Raw genomic sequence first — 16,621 nt, forward strand, 5'->3', positions numbered from 1 at the left:
CATACCCGGTATGACTCCCTATAAACGTGCCGCTGGTCAGCTACCTGCCAGCGGACACGGCCCTCCAGCATCGGCCCAGAGTTTGAACTGGGTGACGAAGATGTCGTGAGGTACCGGCACCGGCGCCCGCCCCTCACCTGGATTCCAGCCCCAAAGCACCAGTTTATCGTCGCTGACGTGCTTGATCAGCGCCGCAAAATCACGGTCGCCATTACTGGAACGGTCCTTGATCATCGCGCACAACTTGTCGGCCGGCAGGCCGATCCAGGCCATTTTGTGCGCGGCCGGCGGCAGGCTCCAATGCGGCGCTCCGGGCGGCGCGTGAGGGCCATAACTGGCCGGCGGATTGCTTTCGGCATGACACGTAGCGCACGGCAAACCGGCCGCGCCCTTGCCATCCATTCCGCGAACCACATTCATTGCGTGAGGAATGCCCGCATTGAACTGCAACGGCGAATCGCCGGGGATATGACAGTTCTGACAACGCGGGCTCTGGAACACTTTCTGCACCGTGTCGAACGCCTTCACCGCCTCTTTATCATCAGCGAACAGGTCCGAGGCATAGCCACTCAGACCGATCAGCACCACCGCGCCCAGAATCAGATGTCGTCTCATCTCACACCCCCGACAGTTGCAGCGGCAGTTCCCGCAGACGCTGCCCGGTCAGGGCAAACACCGCGTTCGCCACGGCCGGTGCCACGGGCGGTACACCGACCTCGCCGATGCCACCGGGCTTGTCGCTGCTGGGGACGATATGCACCTCGACCACCGGCATCTCGTTCAGGCGCAGGACCTGATAATCGTGATAATTGGACTGCTGCACCTGACCGTTCTTGAACGTCAGTTTGCTGTGCAAGGTAAATCCCAGACCGAAGGTGATGCCCGATTCCATCTGCGCGGCGATGCTCTGCGGGTTGACCGCAATGCCGCAATCCACCGCACACACCACCCGATGCACGCGAATCGCCAGGTTATCCTGCGACACCTCGGCCACTTGGGCGACATAACTGCCAAAGGACTCATGCACCGCCACGCCCAATGCGTGACCGTCCGGCAAGGGCGCTTTCCAGTTGGCTTTCTCCACCGCCAGATTCAGCACGCCCAAATGCCGTGGATGCGCCTTGAGCAAGGCACGTCGATACTCCACGGGATCCTTGCCGGCGGCGTCTGCCAGCTCATCGATCAACGACTCCATGACGAATGCAGTGTGGGTGTGCCCAACCGAACGCAACCACAGCACGCTGATGCCGGTTTGCGGTGAATGCAGTTCGACCTGGTGGTTGGCCAGCCCCTCAAGATAGGGGCTGTCGGCCACGCCTTCGACGGAGGTTTTGTCGACGCCATCCTTGACCATGGTCGCCGCGAACGACGTGCCCGTCAGGATCGACTGCCCGACCAGCACATGCTTCCAGGCCATTGGCATGCCGTCGGCACCCAGCCCGATGCGCGCCTGATGCAAGAACGCCGAGCGGTAGTAACCGCCCCGAATGTCATCCTCTCGGGCCCAGACGGTTTTCACCGGCCCGCCCGCTGCCTTGGCGACGTACACGGCTTCGCTGACAAAATCCGAGGTCGGATTGGCCCGACGCCCGAAGCCGCCGCCGAGGAATTGGGTGTGGATCTCGACCTGTTCGGGTTTGAGCCCGGTGATCTTCCCCGCGATCATCTGATCCAGCGTTTGAAACTGCGTGCCGGTCCAGATTTCGCATTTGTCCTTGGATATTTTCACCGTGCAGTTGAGCGGCTCCATCGGCGCGTGAGCCAGATACGGCACGCTGTATTCAGCCTCAATCGTCTTCACCGCTTTGCTTAGCGTCGCCGTCGCATCCCCGGCCTGACTGGCGGAAGTGCCGGGCGTGGCGGCGAGTTTGCGAAAGCTCTCCAGCAACTGTTGGCTATCCAGCCCGGCGTTCGGCCCCAGGTCCCATTCGACCTTCAGCGCATCGCGCCCCAGTTTCGCCGCCCAATAATGATCGGCAATCACCGCGACACCCGTGGGCACCTGCACCACTTTGTGCACGCCCGGCACCGCCAGTGCCTCGGCGCCTTCAAAGGATTTGACGCTGCCGCCGAACACCGGTGGGCGAGCGACCAGCGCCGTCATCAGCCCGTCGAATTGCACGTCCATGCCGAACTTGGCCTGCCCGGTGATTTTCTCCGGGGTGTCGAGGCGCTTGGTGGGTTTGCCGATGACCTTCCAGTCTTTGGCGTCCTTGAACTTGATCGAGGCCGGATCCGGCACCGGCAGCTTGCCGGCGTCATCCGCCAGTTCGCCGTAAGTGGCGCGTTTGTCGCCGGCAATGACCACGCCCGATTCGGTGCGAATCTGTGAAGGCGCCACGTCGAATCGCTTGGCCGCCGCCTCAACCAGCATCAAGCGCGCCGCCGCTCCGGCCTGGCGATAGCGGTCGAACTCCATCCAGGTCGAAGTCGAACCACCGGTGATCTGCATTCCGCCAAACGCCGGCAGGCCATAATCGGCCGCCGAGGCCGGTGCATGTTCGACGCGGATTTTCGACCAGTCGGCGTCCAGCTCTTCGGCGATCAACATGGTCAGGCCAGTCCAGATGCCCTGGCCCATTTCCGAATGGCCGAGCAGCACAGTGATGCTGTTGTCATTGCCAATGCGTAAAAAGGCATTGGGTGCGAAGACGTTTCCTTGATTCTCGGCACCAAGGGCAAAGCGATTGGCACCCGGAATGACAAACGCCACCACCAGACCACCGCCCAACACTGCGCTGCCCTTAAGAAATCCGCGACGCGAGACAGGGTTGATTCTGTTCATGGGTCAGCTCCCTTCGACGTGGTATCAACCGATCTCTGCGGCGCGTTTGACCGCTGCGCGGATTCTTGGGTAGGTGCCGCAGCGGCAGATGTTGCCGGACAGCGCCTGGTCGATGTCGCTGTCGGTGGGCTTGGGGATTTTCGCCAGCAAGGCTGCCGCCGACATGATCTGCCCCGACTGGCAATAACCGCACTGAACCACGTCGAGTTCGGCCCAGGCTTGCTGGACCGGGTGCGAGCCATCGGCGGACAAGCCTTCGATGGTGAGAATTTTCTGCCCGTGGGCCACCGCCGTGGCGGGCGTGATGCAGGAACGCAGCGGCGCGCCGTCGACGTGTACGGTGCAGGCGCCACACTGGGCCATGCCGCAACCGAACTTGGTGCCCGTCAGGTGCGCGACATCGCGCAGCACCCAGAGCAACGGCATGTCCGCCGGGACATCCAGTTCCTGGTCCTTGCCATTGATATTAAGGGTCAGCATTGCGGGTTTCCTCAGACTCACGGTGTTCTGAAGGGGCGCCTCGTGGCGAGGGGGCTTGCCCCGTTCGGCTGCGAAGCAGTCGCAAATCCAGTGCATACGGTGTGCTTGGCAGAACGAGATTGCAGGTTTTAGGACAGCTTCGCAGTCCAACGGGGCGGTGCGGCGTTCCGACAAGCCCCCTCGCCACAGGGTTATCCATACAGCTAAGCGCAATTTGACCCACAAGCCATGTTCATCGACCACCGGTCGCTGCTACGAGCACCTAAAAGCAAACCAATATCATTTGCGAGACTTCCGGCCATTTGCTTTAATCGCGACCAATTCTTATTTGCACCCGCGACGCCGGTCGCCATGGACGTGTGCTCTCAATGACAATCGCCGACTTCTCTTCGGTTCAAAACCTCTATACCTGCCATCACCGATGGCTGTATGAGTTGTTGCGTCGACGCCTCAGTAATGCGATGGATGCCGCTGACCTGGCTCATGACACCTTCATGCGGGTGCTCAAGCGGCCGCAGGCGTTCGACTGCGAGGTTCGCGAGCGCTCCTATCTGGCGACCATTGCTCGCGGTTTGTGCATAGATCACTGGCGTCGTCGGCAGTTGGAGCAAGCCTGGCTGCAGACCCTCGCCACACGCCCTCCCGCCTTGCAACCTTCACCGGAACAACGGGCGATCATCGTCGAGACCCTGCACGAAGTGGACGCCCTGCTGCAGCGCTTGCCCAAGCAGGTCAGCGATGCATTTATCCTGGCTCAGCTGCACGGCATGCCCTATCGACTCATCGCCAGCGAGATCGGCGTGAGCGAGCGCATGGTCAAGAAATACCTGGCCCAGGCCATGATGCATTGCGCGATCCTCGAGGCCGAGCTCGATGGGTTACTGATTGAATAACCCCATGCCCGCCGTCCCCTTGAAAAAACTCAGCCATGCCAGCCTCGAGCAAGCGGCCCAGTGGTATGTGCAACTCCACGACCCACACGTGGCCGATCACGAACGCCTGCGCTGGCAGGCCTGGCTGGCCCAAAGTGCCGACCATCAGGACGCCTGGCGCTACATCGAACGGGTCGGCCAGCGCTTCACTGCGCTGCAACACGAGAGTGAGCAACAGGCTGTAAGTCAAGTCCTGCGCAGCACCGGCCGTTCGCCAATCAGTCGCCGACAGACCCTCAAGAGCTTGCTGATCCTTACTGCTGGGAGCCTGACGGGATGGGCGGCATGGCGCGGCACGCCGCTGCCGGAAACGCTCGGTCGGCTCACTGCCGACCTCGCTACCGGCACCGGGGAAACCCGCGAAACCGTGCTCAATGATGGCAGCCGGATCTGGCTGAATGCACTCAGTGCGCTGAATGTCCGCTTCGATGCCACGCAACGTTTGCTGCAGTTGCAGTACGGCGAAGTGTTGATTGACACGGCCAAGGACCCCGACCGACCGTTTTTACTGGAAACTTCCCAAGGGCGACTGCGGGCGCTGGGTACCCGCTTCAGTGTTCGTCTGGAAGATCGACAGACGTTGCTGAACGTCTATGAAGGCGCGGTCGAAGTTCGCACCCGCCAAGGCGCGGTACAGGTTGTCGAGGCCGGTCGGCAACTGGCCTTCAGCGACAGCGCAATGGCGCTGAGCACCGCCGCCAGCCCCTCACGGGAAGCCTGGCGCCATGGCCTGCTGCTGGCAGACAACCTGCCACTGGGCCAGTTGATCGACGAATTGAACCACTACCGTCCGGGGCATTTGCACTGCGATCCGGCCGTCGCCGAGCTACCGGTCATGGGCTCGTTCCCGCTCAAGGATACTGATCAGGCATTGCGCCTGCTGGAAGCGGCATTGCCGATCCGGGTGCAAAAGACCTTCCCTTGGTGGGTCAGCGTCGGCCCGAAAGTCTGAGCAGCAAACTCTTTTTCGGCAATCGGTTCCCTTTTGCCTTTCTCGTTCGGTTAACCCCTCAGAAGCACCTCACATTGCCGATCGAACTGATTCCAGGGAACGCCATGTCACGCAACGCCTTCACCCGCACTCGTTTTGCCCTGCGCCCCTTGGCGCTGGCCCTCCCGGTCGCATTCCTGAGTTTTTCAGCGCCGTTCGCTCAAGCAGACACCACGGGTGCCAGTGAACAGTCCAGCCCCCGGACACGCCATTACTCGATAGCGGCGGGACCATTGGCCAGCGTACTCAATCGCTTCGCCGAGCAGAGCGGCGTCTTCCTCGCCGGCCACAACGACCTCGCGGCCGGCAAGCGCAGCCCCGGCCTCGATGGCGACTACACCGACTCGCAAGCGTTGCAGCATCTGTTGCAAGGTAGCGGCCTGCAAGCCAGCCCCCAAGGCAACGGCGGTTATGTATTGCAGGCAGTGCCCGCGTCGCAAGGCGCGCTGGAACTGGACGCCACGAACATTTCCGGTCAGGGCCTGGGCGCCACCACTGAAGACACTCATTCCTACACCACCGGCTCAACGTCTTCGGCCACCGGCCTGCCGCTGTCCCTGCGCGAAACGCCGCAGTCAGTGACCGTCATCACCCGTCAGCAAATGGACGACCAGGGCTCCACCAGCATTGCCGACACCCTGCGCCGCGCCCCCGGCATCAGCGTGCAGAACTACGACAGCGAACGCTGGGAGTTTTCCAGCCGTGGCCTGCCGATCACCAATTTCCAGTACGACGGTGTCAACACTGACTATGACGGTGTCTACGATTACGGCACCACCAGCACCGACATGGCGACCTTCGACCGCGTTGAAATCATCAAAGGTGCAACGGGCCTGATGACCGGTTCGGGCGATCCCTCGGCCACCGTCAACCTGATCCGCAAGCGCCCGACCAAAGCATTCAAGGCATCGATTGCCGGCACCGTCGGCTCCTGGGACAACTATCGCAGCGAAGGCGACATTTCCGGCCCGCTGACCGAAAGCGGCAACGTGCGCGGGCGGTTCGTCGGGGTCTATCAGGATCGCAGCGCCTACATGGATCACTACCAGAACACCAAGGACATCGCCTACGGCATCCTCGAAGCCGACCTGACCCCGGACACCCTGCTGACCTTCGGCATGGACCAGCAAAATACCCGTTCGCGCGGCGCCAGCTGGACCGGTTTCCCGATGTACTCCAGCGACGGTTCGCGCACGAACTTCTCCCGCTCTTTCAACCCGGCCACCGACTGGAGCCGTCGCGACTTCACCAACCAGACGATTTTCGCCTCCGTGGAACAACGACTGGACAACGACTGGACGCTGAAAGTCAGCTACGACCGCAAACACCGCCAGCACGACACCCTGCTCGGCTCGGCCAGCGGCGGCAATCCGGACCCGGTCACCGGTAATGGCATGTTCATGTACATGGGCAAGTTCAAAGGCGATCAGGTTCAGGACAACATCGACATCAACCTCACCGGCCCTTTCAGCTTGTTCGGGCGCGAGCATGAGTTGATCGCAGGTTTCATGTCGATGAACGCCCGCCAGGACATTCCGGTTCACGGCTCGGTCTATCCGCCCCTGGACAGCAGCATCTTCGACTGGCGCGGCAAGTTCCCCAAACCGGACATCCCGCGCATCGGCGATAACGACATCGTCCAGCGCCAGACCGGTGCCTACCTGGCCACCCGGCTCAAGCCCACCGATGATCTGTCGGTGATCCTCGGCGGCCGGGTCAGCGACTTCAAGGGCAGCGACCACCTCGACTACAGCGATCCGAACACGCCCGACGTGCGCGACGGTTATCGCCAGACTGGCGTGGTCACCCCTTACGCCGGGCTGATCTACGACCTCAACGATACATACTCGCTGTACACCAGTTACACCAGCATCTATCAGCCGCAAATGAGTAAGGACGCCGCGCGACAACTGCTCGACCCGGTGGAAGGCGACAGCTACGAAGCCGGCATCAAGGCCGAATACTTCGGTGGGCGCCTCAATGCCAGTTTCGCGGTGTTCCGCATTGAACAGGACAACGTCGCCCAGTACATCAGCGGCTTCGAGACCGAGTCGGTGTACAGCGCCGTTCAGGGCGCGACCACCAAAGGCTTCGAGTTCGAACTGGCCGGTGAAGTGATGGAAGGCTGGAACCTGTCGGCCGGTTACACCTACAACCACACCCGCGATGCCAAAGGCGATTACGTCTACGGCTCGGTGCTGCAAACCACCGCCCCGGAACAAGTGGTGCGCGTGTTCAGCACCTATCGACTGCCCGGTGCATGGGAAAACCTGACCGTTGGCGGCGGTGTGAACTGGCAAAGCGAGTTTTTCGGCAACGTGTTCCAGCCCAATCCCTCCGACACCGTCAACTTCGGCCAGTACTCGCGCATCACCCAGGATAGCTACTACCTGGTGGACCTGATGGCACGCTATCGCTTCAACGATCACTTGAGCGCGACCGTCAACGTCAAGAACCTGTTCGACAAGACCTACTACACCGGACTCGGCAATTTCGGCACCGGTTTCTACGGCGAACCGCGCAGCCTGCAACTGACGACCAAGTGGGATTTCTGATCCCGGCCCCAAGCGCTGCCGAAAGATCGGCAGCCGTTTTCTTGCGGGTTATCGATCTACGGCGCCACCGGACCACCACAGGCTGACTACGCTGATAATCCAGAGTGATTAACCCGCAGAGGAGCACCGTCATGCACCGCGTTCAAAAACTCACGCCCTGCCTGTGGTTCGACGATCAGGCCGAGGATGCCGCGAAGTTTTACTGCGCGATCTTCGATCATTCCAAAATCACCGGCATCACCCATTACGGCAAGGCCGGTCAGGAAATCCATGGCCGGCCGGAAGGTTCGGTGATGACCGTCAGTTTCGAACTCGATGGGCAGAGCTTCACCGGCCTTAATGGCGGCCCGGTTTTCAAGTTCAATGAAGCGATCTCATTCCAGGTCAATTGCCACACTCAGGAAGAAGTCGACCATTTCTGGGGACGCCTGTCTGCGGGCGGTCCCGTTGAAGCCCAGCAATGCGGCTGGCTCAAGGATAAATTCGGCGTTTCGTGGCAAATCGTGCCCGTGGCGTTGATGGACATGATGAAAGACCCCGACACAGCCAAATCCCAGCGTGCCATGGCAGCGATGCTGCAAATGAAAAAACTCGACATTGCCACGCTGCAACGAGCCTTTGACGGCGAGAGCTAATACACTCCAAAGCTGAACCGCCGAGGACGCCACGATGAAGCACACCGTCGCCAAAGATGCAGACAAAGCCCCGCGCTTCTGGCGCGACGACGCCCTGCCCTTCATCGAGGCCCGTTCCATCGCCGATGGTCGCTCGGTCTGCTACAGCCGGCATTCCCACGCGCACTTTTCCATTGGCGCAATCACCGCCGGGTGCAGCACCTATATCCACGAGCAATCGGAATTCCAGGTCAATGCCGGCACGGTGGTGCTGATGAATCCCGGCGATGTGCACGCCTGCAACCCAATCGACGACCAGCCGTGGTCGTACCTCATGTTGTACGTCGAGACGCCCTGGCTGACCGATTTGCAGCATCAGCTCGGCTTCAGCCAGGACCTGGCGTTTCGCCGGTTTTCCATCACCCACAATCGTGACGTCGAGCTGTTTGCTGGCCTGAAGAATTTGTACGAGGTGTTGGTCGACCCGCAGCAAGAGGTGCTGCCCAAGCACAGCGCGGCGGTGGAGTTTTTCACCGAGGTGCAACAGCGGCTCAACCCCATCGATCAACCGCTGCGCGAACCCAATTTCAAGCTGGAACGGGCCGCCGACTATATCCGCGACAACTGCACACAGATGCTCAAACTCGAAGACATTTGCGAGGCGGCGCAACTGTCGCCGTCCTATCTGATCCGTGCCTTCAAACAGCATTACGGCATGACGCCTCACGCGTTTCTGATCAACCGGCGCATCCAGTTCGCCCGGGATCGACTGCGCAGTGGCAAGTTGATCGCCGATGTGGCGCTGGAAGCGGGATTTGCCGATCAGGCGCATTTTCAACGCGCGTTCAAACAGCATCTGGCGGCGACACCGGGGCAGTATCGCGGCTAACTCAACGGCCCTCGCCACAAATCTTGATGGGTAGAGCTGCCACACAGATCCCTGTGGGAGCGGGCTTGCCCGCGATGGCGTCTGGTCAGCCAACAATGATGTCGAATGGACTACCGCTATCGCGGGCAAGCCCGCTCCCACAGGGAAAGCATTGGCAACAAGAATTGTGCCGGGAACCACTATTGCAGACCTACGGCAACAGCAAGTACACCGCACTCACCGCCAGCAACAACGCCATGAGCCGATTAAACAAACGCATCCCCGCCGGATTGCTCAGATAGCCGCGCAAAAACGTCCCCGCATATGCCCAGCAACCCACCGACAAGTAGCAGATCACCAGATACACCGCCGCAAACTGCCACACCAACCGCGCCTCGCCATCGGCGACAAACGCGCCCATCCCTGCCACGCAGGCCAGCCAGGCTTTCGGGTTGAGCCATTGCATCACCGCGCCGTAGAGCATCGACGGCGCCCGGCCTGATTCCTTGGCATCGAGCTGACCGTTATCAGTGGCCAACTTGAAAGCCATGAAAAGCAGAAACGCCACTCCCGCCCATTGCACCACCCGCGTCAGCGCCGGCCAACGCTGCAACACCTCATGCAAACCCAACCCCATCAGCACCAATAGCAGAACAAACCCCAAGGTCGCCCCGGCCACATGCCGCTGGCTCGCGCGGAAACCGAACTGCGCCCCCGAGCTCAACGCCACAACATTCACCGGCCCCGGCGTAATAGAGGCGACCAGCGCAAACGCGGCCATGGAAAGAATCAGACTCATCGCACACCTGCTTCAAATCAAGGAATACAGCGTCCACGTTAACCGGAGCATTGCTCGGAGTATTGAAGAAAATTGCTCTCGATCATGTAAAGCCCACCCCGACGGCAAGAAATTAATTTATTTAAAAAAACTATCCGCAACATCCTGAAAAACCATCACATGACTTGAAACCAAGCAATCCAAAACAAGAAAAAAGCAACCGGATATAGTTTCCGTTATTAAAAAGCCAGACCTCAACAAGTTACACAGTGAAAAGCAATCAACCTCAAGGACGGACGATCAATTCATGACAACGCCACCAAACCTCTTCGCCCAACCACTCTCCGGCGATCAAACTGAACGCCGCGCAATCGCTGACACATTAAAGTCAGCCATCGATAAAGCAGTGTCTCAGAATGAAGAATCGACCTATTTCTACACCACCCAACTGATCGATATCAATCAACTGGTCGTCACCACGATCAAAGGCAGCCATTTCGATAGCACCCATCTGTCGGCGAGAATCTTGTTACGCAGACTGATTGCCAATCCACAATTTATAGAAGCGGTTGAAACGCTGAACCTTGATGACAACCACTGGACCTTGATAAACAAAGACGGGGATTTCTGCCAAGTTTATTCATCACCAAAGGACATCGGCACCTATATTGAAAGCAAAAACATCACTCCACTTACAAACAGCCTCACCGAACTGAAAGCCGACATTGAACTACTGGCCAAAGCAGCGGCGTTCACAGGGGGAATTGTTTCGTCAAGCGAGCGTATCCCTTTGATCAACTGGCTTCAATTTCATAATCTGGATGTGCCACGCACTTTCGAGCAAGTAAAAAATCTGATTGGGTATTTAAGTTTTTCGCCACCACCGGCACCAAAATTCGGTAATTACTGGGGTGTCTTAGACGAAACAAATGAAACGAACTTGATTGTGCCTGAGCCGCAGCAGCCGCTTATCAAACAAGAAATCAACAATTTGATATCAAGGGACGGATCCGCTCCTGAACGCCTCATCAACTATTTGGCCGATTCGCTGCCCAGTAAGTACTCTCGGGTTCTTTTAGAGGAAAGTCCCGGGTTTGCCTGGGACGTTCTAATCGACACCGAAGCATCCAGAAATTTTGCCCATTCCTGCTTCAATGCACTAGGTTCGGAGCTTTCAACCCCGGACAAGCCAATGACCAGTGGACAACGCAGCAGGCTTCTTATTGCTGCAATCATGGTGGATCTGGATTTGGGCACAGACGAGCAGAGGGAGCGCTTTCATGACTCTGATCTCTACCTCCCGCACTTCCAGAACATGACTGCTTTCGAGGTAAGGAAAGAGCTGAAAGCCCGTTTCGTGGCCCTCGGTATTAACCCGGATACGGCGACACTGACCCTGGAATTAGTACTTGCCGGTCTGGGACCAGAGTTTCTTGTCAATACGCTTCCCTCAGTGCAAGTCGGCTCTTCGGGGTGGGTGATACTTCACAAGTCGGTCATGCTGGCGGAACACATCGCCCCGGGCTTATCGCGACACATGCGCTATGAGCAATTGTTGGAATTGGGTGCAATATCACCAGTGAGTGCCGAACAGAAAAAGTTACATGAAGTTATCACCTTGCGGTGCATCCTGGATTGGGCATTGATCAATGAGATCCAGTCAAAAGAAGAAGAAAATCTTCCATTGGAAGATATAACACATCGCACTACAACGCCTACATCAATGAGATTGCTGATGCGCTCAAGGCCATTACAGCGCCCCCTGTCAGTCGCAAGAAACTGGCCAAAGAGACCATTCTGAATGAGACATTCCTTCACCCCCAGCAAGAACTTTTCCCGGTAGAAACCAGCAAATGGAACCCTGGGCTTCCTCGAATCGTCCTTGAACTGTACATGAACAATCTTTTAACGAGTCAGGAGTGGGACAGCAAAAAAGGCCCTAGCATTTTCAAGCAAGATCCAGACTTGGTAGAACTTACCCCAATCAACAGGCTGTACAAAAACGAAGTAGAAAAACGCTACAAGGCGTTCACGCCCGGTGTCATCACAATGATTCGCCTCGCCCTGTCACGACTGAACCGCAGAGACAGAGTGGCCATTGAATATGGCAAGCTTGCGCTATACCAAGTATTAGGATTCATGCACGACCCCAGCGCAGACGAAACAGCATCTTTCGGAATAGTCATTACTTCCTGGTTCGACAACGAGCTTCATTGCTACGAACTTTTTCCCCTCCAAGGACTTTGTCTGAAAAACGAAGATCTGGCCCTGGGGTTCATTCGTGGTATTCCATTCGATGAGGCCAATGGTCAATTCGGCGAGTCCCCCAATGGTCACAACGGCAACTTCCAGCGCCTGACTTATTTGCAGTATATCTATGCCGACAATGAAGCATATTTCGCCGGCAGCAAACCGGTGCTCCACGGAGGAAAAAGAACCAGCCAATTATTGCCAGACAACTTCAGATCGCTTGACGAGTACCTCAACCTTAGTCGTACCGGAATGCTATTGGTGCGATTCGGTGAGTTCGACGATCAATCACAATCTGCTCATCGCGATCGAAGCTCGATGGAGAGTTTTAATTCGGAGCGATTCAAGGGTATTGGCAATCTTGTCGCCGAACACAACCCGCCGATTACCTACGACCAGTTCCATAGCATGGGCTATGACAAAACCGCGATTGAAGATAGAGACGAGGCTTTTAAAAAACTGATCGACGGCATTCTTAATGTGATCATTCCGTTCAAAGGGTGCATTGAAGGGCTTCTCTCGGACGATCCGAAGCGCCGAAGTGGTGCCGTATTCAGTTGCGCCATGGATGCAGTTGCTGTTTTGCTGGTATTCGCTGGAGGAGTCGGGCCTTTCTTGAAAGCCGCAGCGAGCAGCACGAAACTGATTAACTTGAGCAGGGTCACCGCAGGTGTCGTCGTGTCCATCTTTAATCCGTTGGATGGCGTGCCACAACTGGTGCACGGCGGTGCCAGACTGGTAGGTAAAGGGGCACTGAAACTGACTAATTTTGGCCAGTCCGTCACCAAAACCGCTGTGAGCCAGTTACGTCATTTGACCAACGCCAGCACTTCTTATGACCTTGTCAAAGCGTTGATTAAAACCGGCTCTGCCGCCGAGATTCGGATGACCCTGCCTACGGTGGCCCATGGGCGTGCGCTGTTTAGGGATGACAGTATTGAAACTGTCGAGCAGATCCTCAAGCGCCTGAGCAACAAAGAACTGCCGCTTGATGGCATCCCTCAAATCGAACTCGAGCACCTGTTCGAGAATGCCTTGATCAAGGCAACCACCCAATTAGTGGCAGCACAGGAACTGGAATCTCTGATTGGCAGACAACCGCTGCGGGACCTGTTAAGCAGCGTCATGTCGACCAACAATATCAATTACGCAGTCGCGCGCGCTGCGCGGCAATCGACGGACTATGCCGAGTTGCTGGAGTGTTTTGTCAAAATAGACTTCGGTAACGCGATGTTCATGAACAAGTATCAACAAACATTACTCAAACAGGATCTGGGCAAAGCACCCTATGACAGCGTCATGGCCGAGTCGCTCTTCAATCCCAAAGGGTTCACCGACGACGTGGATCGGGCAGCGGCCTGGATCCTCAATGCATCCAACTCGCAAGGCAATGACTTTTCCAGATTTACCGCGATGCTGCGCGAGTACTTGGGTAACGACAAATTGTTAAATGATCCTGCCGTGATCCGCGAGCTGCAAAAACGCGTTGTCCCCGCCAATACCAAGAGCCTGCGAGGTCCCCATGCCGATGCTCGCTATCCTTCCTCCACCAGTGGCGGCGCCCTGTTGGATCAACATCTCGCCACGCTGGACATCAACCATGAGCACTTCGGAAAACAGTTGTATGGCGCAGTCACTGGCTTCCACGCCTTTGGAGACGGCAACGGCCGTACTGCTCGCAGCCTTTATGCAATCAGCGAACTGCGTGCCAAACGCTTCAACCCGTTGCCCAAGCCTGTAGAAAGTGCGCTCAGCGGCCTCGCCTGAGTTCGTCAGCGCATAAAAGGGACAGGCCACGATTTCAGGTATGAGCTGATCAATCGTGGACTGTCCCCAGCTTTCCCTTAGTCGTTGCAACCCCGCCACGATGTGCTCTGTGGCGGGCCTATACTTCAAGGGTCGGCACACTCGAAGCGACATGCAATGGTGTTTGATGTACGGGGGTATCGCGTCGAGTGATCGTTCACGCAGGCCACAGCCTGCCTTCATCGTAGGGAGGAGAAGATCATGGCGCGTAAATACATCGACTGCCGCGAGTTTCCAAGCGATACCAAATGCTCGGTCGCGCTGTCCGCAGACTCTGAAAACGAACTGCTCGAGGCCGCCGCGCAGCATGCGGTCAGTGTTCACAAGCACACCGATTCACCGGAACTGCGTGCTCAACTGAAGACGATGTTTCACGACGGCACCCCGCCTGTTGAAGCACCGCGTCCCGCTTGATAAGGAGATCCCCTGCAGGAGCTGCCGAAGGCTGCGATCTTTTGATCTTGATTTTCAGAAGGTCAGGATCAAAAGATCGCAGCCTGCGGCAGCTCCTACGGGGGATTTTGGGAACTGCCCAAAATCCGACGATTTAAGCGCAATCTCTGGAAAACCCTGGAGAGTGCCTCGTTACGCTTGCCCACCGCAGCTATTTGGGTTCACGAGAGGGCACCGGGCCTGTGTTGGATGTCGGGCCTGCGCTCACTCTTGCCTGACAATATCGACCGAGATCTCAACCGCCGGAACCGTTCCTCTATTCTCAAGCCAGTGCATGGTGTTCCGATCCTCGGGCCAGCCCACCCCCGGCCCATAGTCCGTGGCGACTCCATCTCGATGGTCCGTGATCGTACCTTGCAGTATGAAGACGGTGCCGGGTCTGTCTTTATGATGATGAACCGGCCCGAAGACGCCTCCGGGCTCGATGGTCACCATACGCATTCTGAGTTGGCGCCCTGCCATGCCCTCGATCTCAGGGCCAAGGTCCATCGTTGCTAGTAACTTCACCGCAACACCTTTTGTCTCAGGTGCCACCTGTTCGTTGCTCATGGTGCTCTCCTCTGTGTACATACAGGGCCTGATTAGAAGTAAACACCCTAAAAGGCGGGAAAGCTCGTTGGGCAGAAGGCAGAAATTCCTGATTCACCTAAAACGCCTGTATGAACGTCGAAACAGGCGTCTCGCACCGTCGTCACAAGGTCGGATGACCCGCTTCATTACGAATGTCGAGGTCATCCCGAAGCGATGCTGCTGCACCGCTGTGTATCACAGCGTGTCTGGCTAGCCTCTTGATACATGAGTTTTCACCTGGCCTGCGATCCGACACAGGCCAGATACGTCGCCGCGTTCAAATGCAAGCCAGGTTTGAAGGGGATCAGCCAGAACCCCTGGCCAACGGCTTGCAACGGAGACATCACCATGAAGATGGCACTGCAGAACAAAACCGGTAAAACCCGCCGCCGTCTGGTCGGCTCGTCGATCCTCGCACTCACCCTGTTCAGCGCTCTCGGTACGGCCCACGCACAAACGACCGCAGCTGTGCAGCCAGGCGCGATCAGTGCCGGCGCCACGCATGCGGCACCCTCCCCGTTCGGTCCGCTGAAGCATGTCAGCGCCGGAGTGTTGAATGTGGCGTACGCTGAAACAGGCCCGGCCGATGGGCCGGTAGTCATTCTTCTGCACGGCTGGCCGTACGACATTCACAGCTATGACGAGGTCGCGCCATTGCTTGCAGCAAAGGGCTATCGAGTGCTGATGCCGTATGCGCGAGGCTACGGCGATACACATTTTCTGTCCGAGAGAACCGTTCGCAATGGTCAACCGGCCGCGCTGGCAAGTGACATCATCGACTTTATGGATGCGCTGAAGATCAAACAAGCCGTGCTCGGTGGCTATGACTGGGGCGCGCGTTCGGCCGACATCGTCTCGGCGCTGTGGCCAGAACGGGTCAAGGCGCTGGTCTCGGTCAGCGGCTATCTGATCGGTAACCAGGCGGCCGGCAAGAACCCACTGCCACCCAAGGCCGAATTGCAGTGGTGGTATCAGTTTTACTTCGCCACCGACCGCGGTCGCTCCGGGTACGAGAAAAATACCCACGACTTCGCCAAGTTGATCTGGCAACTGGCGTCGCCGAAATGGGCGTTCGATGACGCCACTTTCGACCGCAGCGCCAAAGCTCTGGAGAACCCCGACCATGTCGACATCACCGTGTTCAACTACCGCTGGCGCCTGGGGCTGGTTCAAGGCGAGAGCCAATATGAAGCGCTAGAGCAAAAACTGGCTACGGCGCCGTCCATTAGCGTGCCGACCATCACCCTTGAAGGCGATGCCAACGGCGCGCCGCACCCTGCCCCCGAGGATTACGCCAAGCGCTTCACCGGTAAATACGAGTTCCGGCTGATAAAGGGCGGCATCGGCCACAACCTGCCGCAGGAAGATCCGCAGGCGTTCGCCAAGGCTGTGATTGATGCGGACCACCTTTGAATCCGGTCTGACAACGGTGCACTTCCCCGATAAGCACCGTCACGACAACGACTCGTTCCATTTAAAGTGGCCGATGGTCGTTGCATTTCGCTTGTCGCCAGCGTTTGGCTAAGCTGAATAAATCGG

14 protein-coding genes are annotated in these 16,621 nt (G+C 57.8%); 9 read left to right on the forward strand and 5 right to left on the reverse strand.

Annotation, left to right across the window (positions count from 1 at the left end; all coding sequences use genetic code 11):
* Positions 1-36: 36 nt before the first annotated feature.
* The 3 genes from ACZ3HH_RS11530 to ACZ3HH_RS11540 are packed head-to-tail and all read right to left on the reverse strand — an operon-like array spanning position 37 to position 3,265.
* Positions 37-615 carry a hypothetical protein gene (locus ACZ3HH_RS11530; RefSeq protein WP_465804669.1) on the reverse strand — a complete coding sequence of 193 codons (579 nt, stop codon included), beginning with the start codon at positions 613-615 and terminating at the stop codon, positions 37-39.
* Position 616: 1 nt separating this feature from the next.
* Positions 617-2,785, reverse strand: coding sequence for a xanthine dehydrogenase family protein molybdopterin-binding subunit (locus ACZ3HH_RS11535; protein WP_465804671.1), 2,169 nt, complete (start codon positions 2,783-2,785; stop codon positions 617-619).
* A gap of 24 nt (positions 2,786-2,809) precedes the next feature.
* Complete coding sequence (locus ACZ3HH_RS11540; protein ID WP_007906916.1) at positions 2,810-3,265, reverse strand: (2Fe-2S)-binding protein; 456 nt, start codon at positions 3,263-3,265, stop codon at positions 2,810-2,812.
* Positions 3,266-3,633: 368 nt separating this feature from the next.
* On the opposite strand from ACZ3HH_RS11540, the gene ACZ3HH_RS11545 reads away from it, so the two are divergent.
* The 5 genes from ACZ3HH_RS11545 to ACZ3HH_RS11565 all read left to right on the forward strand — a co-directional run bounded on the left by ACZ3HH_RS11545 (position 3,634) and on the right by ACZ3HH_RS11565 (position 9,246).
* A complete protein-coding gene (locus ACZ3HH_RS11545) occupies positions 3,634-4,158 on the forward strand; it encodes a sigma-70 family RNA polymerase sigma factor (protein ID WP_465804673.1) in 525 nt (174 codons plus the stop codon).
* A 4-nt stretch (positions 4,159-4,162) separates the two neighbouring features.
* Positions 4,163-5,149 carry a FecR domain-containing protein gene (locus ACZ3HH_RS11550; protein WP_465804675.1) on the forward strand — a complete coding sequence of 329 codons (987 nt, stop codon included), beginning with the start codon at positions 4,163-4,165 and terminating at the stop codon, positions 5,147-5,149.
* Positions 5,150-5,253: 104 nt separating this feature from the next.
* Complete coding sequence (locus ACZ3HH_RS11555) at positions 5,254-7,743, forward strand: TonB-dependent siderophore receptor (RefSeq protein ID WP_465804677.1); 2,490 nt, start codon at positions 5,254-5,256, stop codon at positions 7,741-7,743.
* 131 nt (positions 7,744-7,874) lie between these two features.
* Entirely contained in the window at positions 7,875-8,378 is a 504-nt protein-coding gene (locus ACZ3HH_RS11560) for a VOC family protein (RefSeq protein WP_465804679.1), read from the forward strand.
* A 34-nt stretch (positions 8,379-8,412) separates the two neighbouring features.
* Positions 8,413-9,246, forward strand: a complete 834-nt coding sequence (locus ACZ3HH_RS11565; protein ID WP_465804681.1) for an AraC family ligand binding domain-containing protein — start codon at positions 8,413-8,415, stop codon at positions 9,244-9,246.
* 190 nt (positions 9,247-9,436) lie between these two features.
* On the opposite strand, the gene ACZ3HH_RS11570 is transcribed toward ACZ3HH_RS11565, so the two are convergent.
* Positions 9,437-10,024, reverse strand: a complete 588-nt coding sequence (locus tag ACZ3HH_RS11570) for a LysE family translocator (protein ID WP_465804682.1) — start codon at positions 10,022-10,024, stop codon at positions 9,437-9,439.
* 286 nt (positions 10,025-10,310) lie between these two features.
* Here ACZ3HH_RS11570 and ACZ3HH_RS11575 point away from each other — a divergent pair, with 286 nt between their 5' ends.
* From ACZ3HH_RS11575 to ACZ3HH_RS11585, 3 genes are all read left to right on the forward strand, one after another.
* The gene (locus ACZ3HH_RS11575; protein WP_465804684.1) at positions 10,311-11,804 is read left to right on the forward strand and encodes a hypothetical protein; all 1,494 of its coding nucleotides are present in this window, start codon (positions 10,311-10,313) and stop codon (positions 11,802-11,804) included.
* A 92-nt stretch (positions 11,805-11,896) separates the two neighbouring features.
* Positions 11,897-14,020 carry a hypothetical protein gene (locus tag ACZ3HH_RS11580; protein WP_465804686.1) on the forward strand — a complete coding sequence of 708 codons (2,124 nt, stop codon included), beginning with the start codon at positions 11,897-11,899 and terminating at the stop codon, positions 14,018-14,020.
* A 240-nt stretch (positions 14,021-14,260) separates the two neighbouring features.
* Positions 14,261-14,473, forward strand: coding sequence for a DUF1059 domain-containing protein (locus tag ACZ3HH_RS11585; RefSeq protein WP_465804687.1), 213 nt, complete (start codon positions 14,261-14,263; stop codon positions 14,471-14,473).
* 243 nt (positions 14,474-14,716) lie between these two features.
* Here ACZ3HH_RS11585 and ACZ3HH_RS11590 read toward each other — a convergent pair whose 3' ends face one another.
* Positions 14,717-15,061: a cupin domain-containing protein gene (locus ACZ3HH_RS11590; protein WP_465804689.1), complete on the reverse strand. Its 345-nt coding sequence runs from the start codon at positions 15,059-15,061 to the stop codon at positions 14,717-14,719.
* A 369-nt stretch (positions 15,062-15,430) separates the two neighbouring features.
* Here ACZ3HH_RS11590 and ACZ3HH_RS11595 point away from each other — a divergent pair, with 369 nt between their 5' ends.
* Entirely contained in the window at positions 15,431-16,495 is a 1,065-nt protein-coding gene (locus ACZ3HH_RS11595; RefSeq protein WP_465804691.1) for an alpha/beta fold hydrolase, read from the forward strand.
* The last annotated feature ends 126 nt before the right edge of the window (positions 16,496-16,621 follow it).

The organism is Pseudomonas sp. PME37.24/025 (genome assembly GCF_055556615.1).

Bases quoted from the DNA above. Each gene is read 5' to 3' on its own strand.
- ACZ3HH_RS11530 (WP_465804669.1), bottom strand. From the start codon at position 615: ATGAGACGACATCTGATTCTGGGCGCGGTGGTGCTGATCGGTCTGAGT.
- ACZ3HH_RS11535 (WP_465804671.1), bottom strand. From the start codon at position 2,785: ATGAACAGAATCAACCCTGTCTCGCGTCGCGGATTTCTTAAGGGCAGC.
- ACZ3HH_RS11540 (WP_007906916.1), bottom strand. From the start codon at position 3,265: ATGCTGACCCTTAATATCAATGGCAAGGACCAGGAACTGGATGTCCCG.
- ACZ3HH_RS11545 (WP_465804673.1), top strand. From the start codon at position 3,634: ATGACAATCGCCGACTTCTCTTCGGTTCAAAACCTCTATACCTGCCAT.
- ACZ3HH_RS11550 (WP_465804675.1), top strand. From the start codon at position 4,163: ATGCCCGCCGTCCCCTTGAAAAAACTCAGCCATGCCAGCCTCGAGCAA.
- ACZ3HH_RS11555 (WP_465804677.1), top strand. From the start codon at position 5,254: ATGTCACGCAACGCCTTCACCCGCACTCGTTTTGCCCTGCGCCCCTTG.
- ACZ3HH_RS11560 (WP_465804679.1), top strand. From the start codon at position 7,875: ATGCACCGCGTTCAAAAACTCACGCCCTGCCTGTGGTTCGACGATCAG.
- ACZ3HH_RS11565 (WP_465804681.1), top strand. From the start codon at position 8,413: ATGAAGCACACCGTCGCCAAAGATGCAGACAAAGCCCCGCGCTTCTGG.
- ACZ3HH_RS11570 (WP_465804682.1), bottom strand. From the start codon at position 10,024: ATGAGTCTGATTCTTTCCATGGCCGCGTTTGCGCTGGTCGCCTCTATT.
- ACZ3HH_RS11575 (WP_465804684.1), top strand. From the start codon at position 10,311: ATGACAACGCCACCAAACCTCTTCGCCCAACCACTCTCCGGCGATCAA.
- ACZ3HH_RS11580 (WP_465804686.1), top strand. From the start codon at position 11,897: ATGAACAATCTTTTAACGAGTCAGGAGTGGGACAGCAAAAAAGGCCCT.
- ACZ3HH_RS11585 (WP_465804687.1), top strand. From the start codon at position 14,261: ATGGCGCGTAAATACATCGACTGCCGCGAGTTTCCAAGCGATACCAAA.
- ACZ3HH_RS11590 (WP_465804689.1), bottom strand. From the start codon at position 15,061: ATGAGCAACGAACAGGTGGCACCTGAGACAAAAGGTGTTGCGGTGAAG.
- ACZ3HH_RS11595 (WP_465804691.1), top strand. From the start codon at position 15,431: ATGAAGATGGCACTGCAGAACAAAACCGGTAAAACCCGCCGCCGTCTG.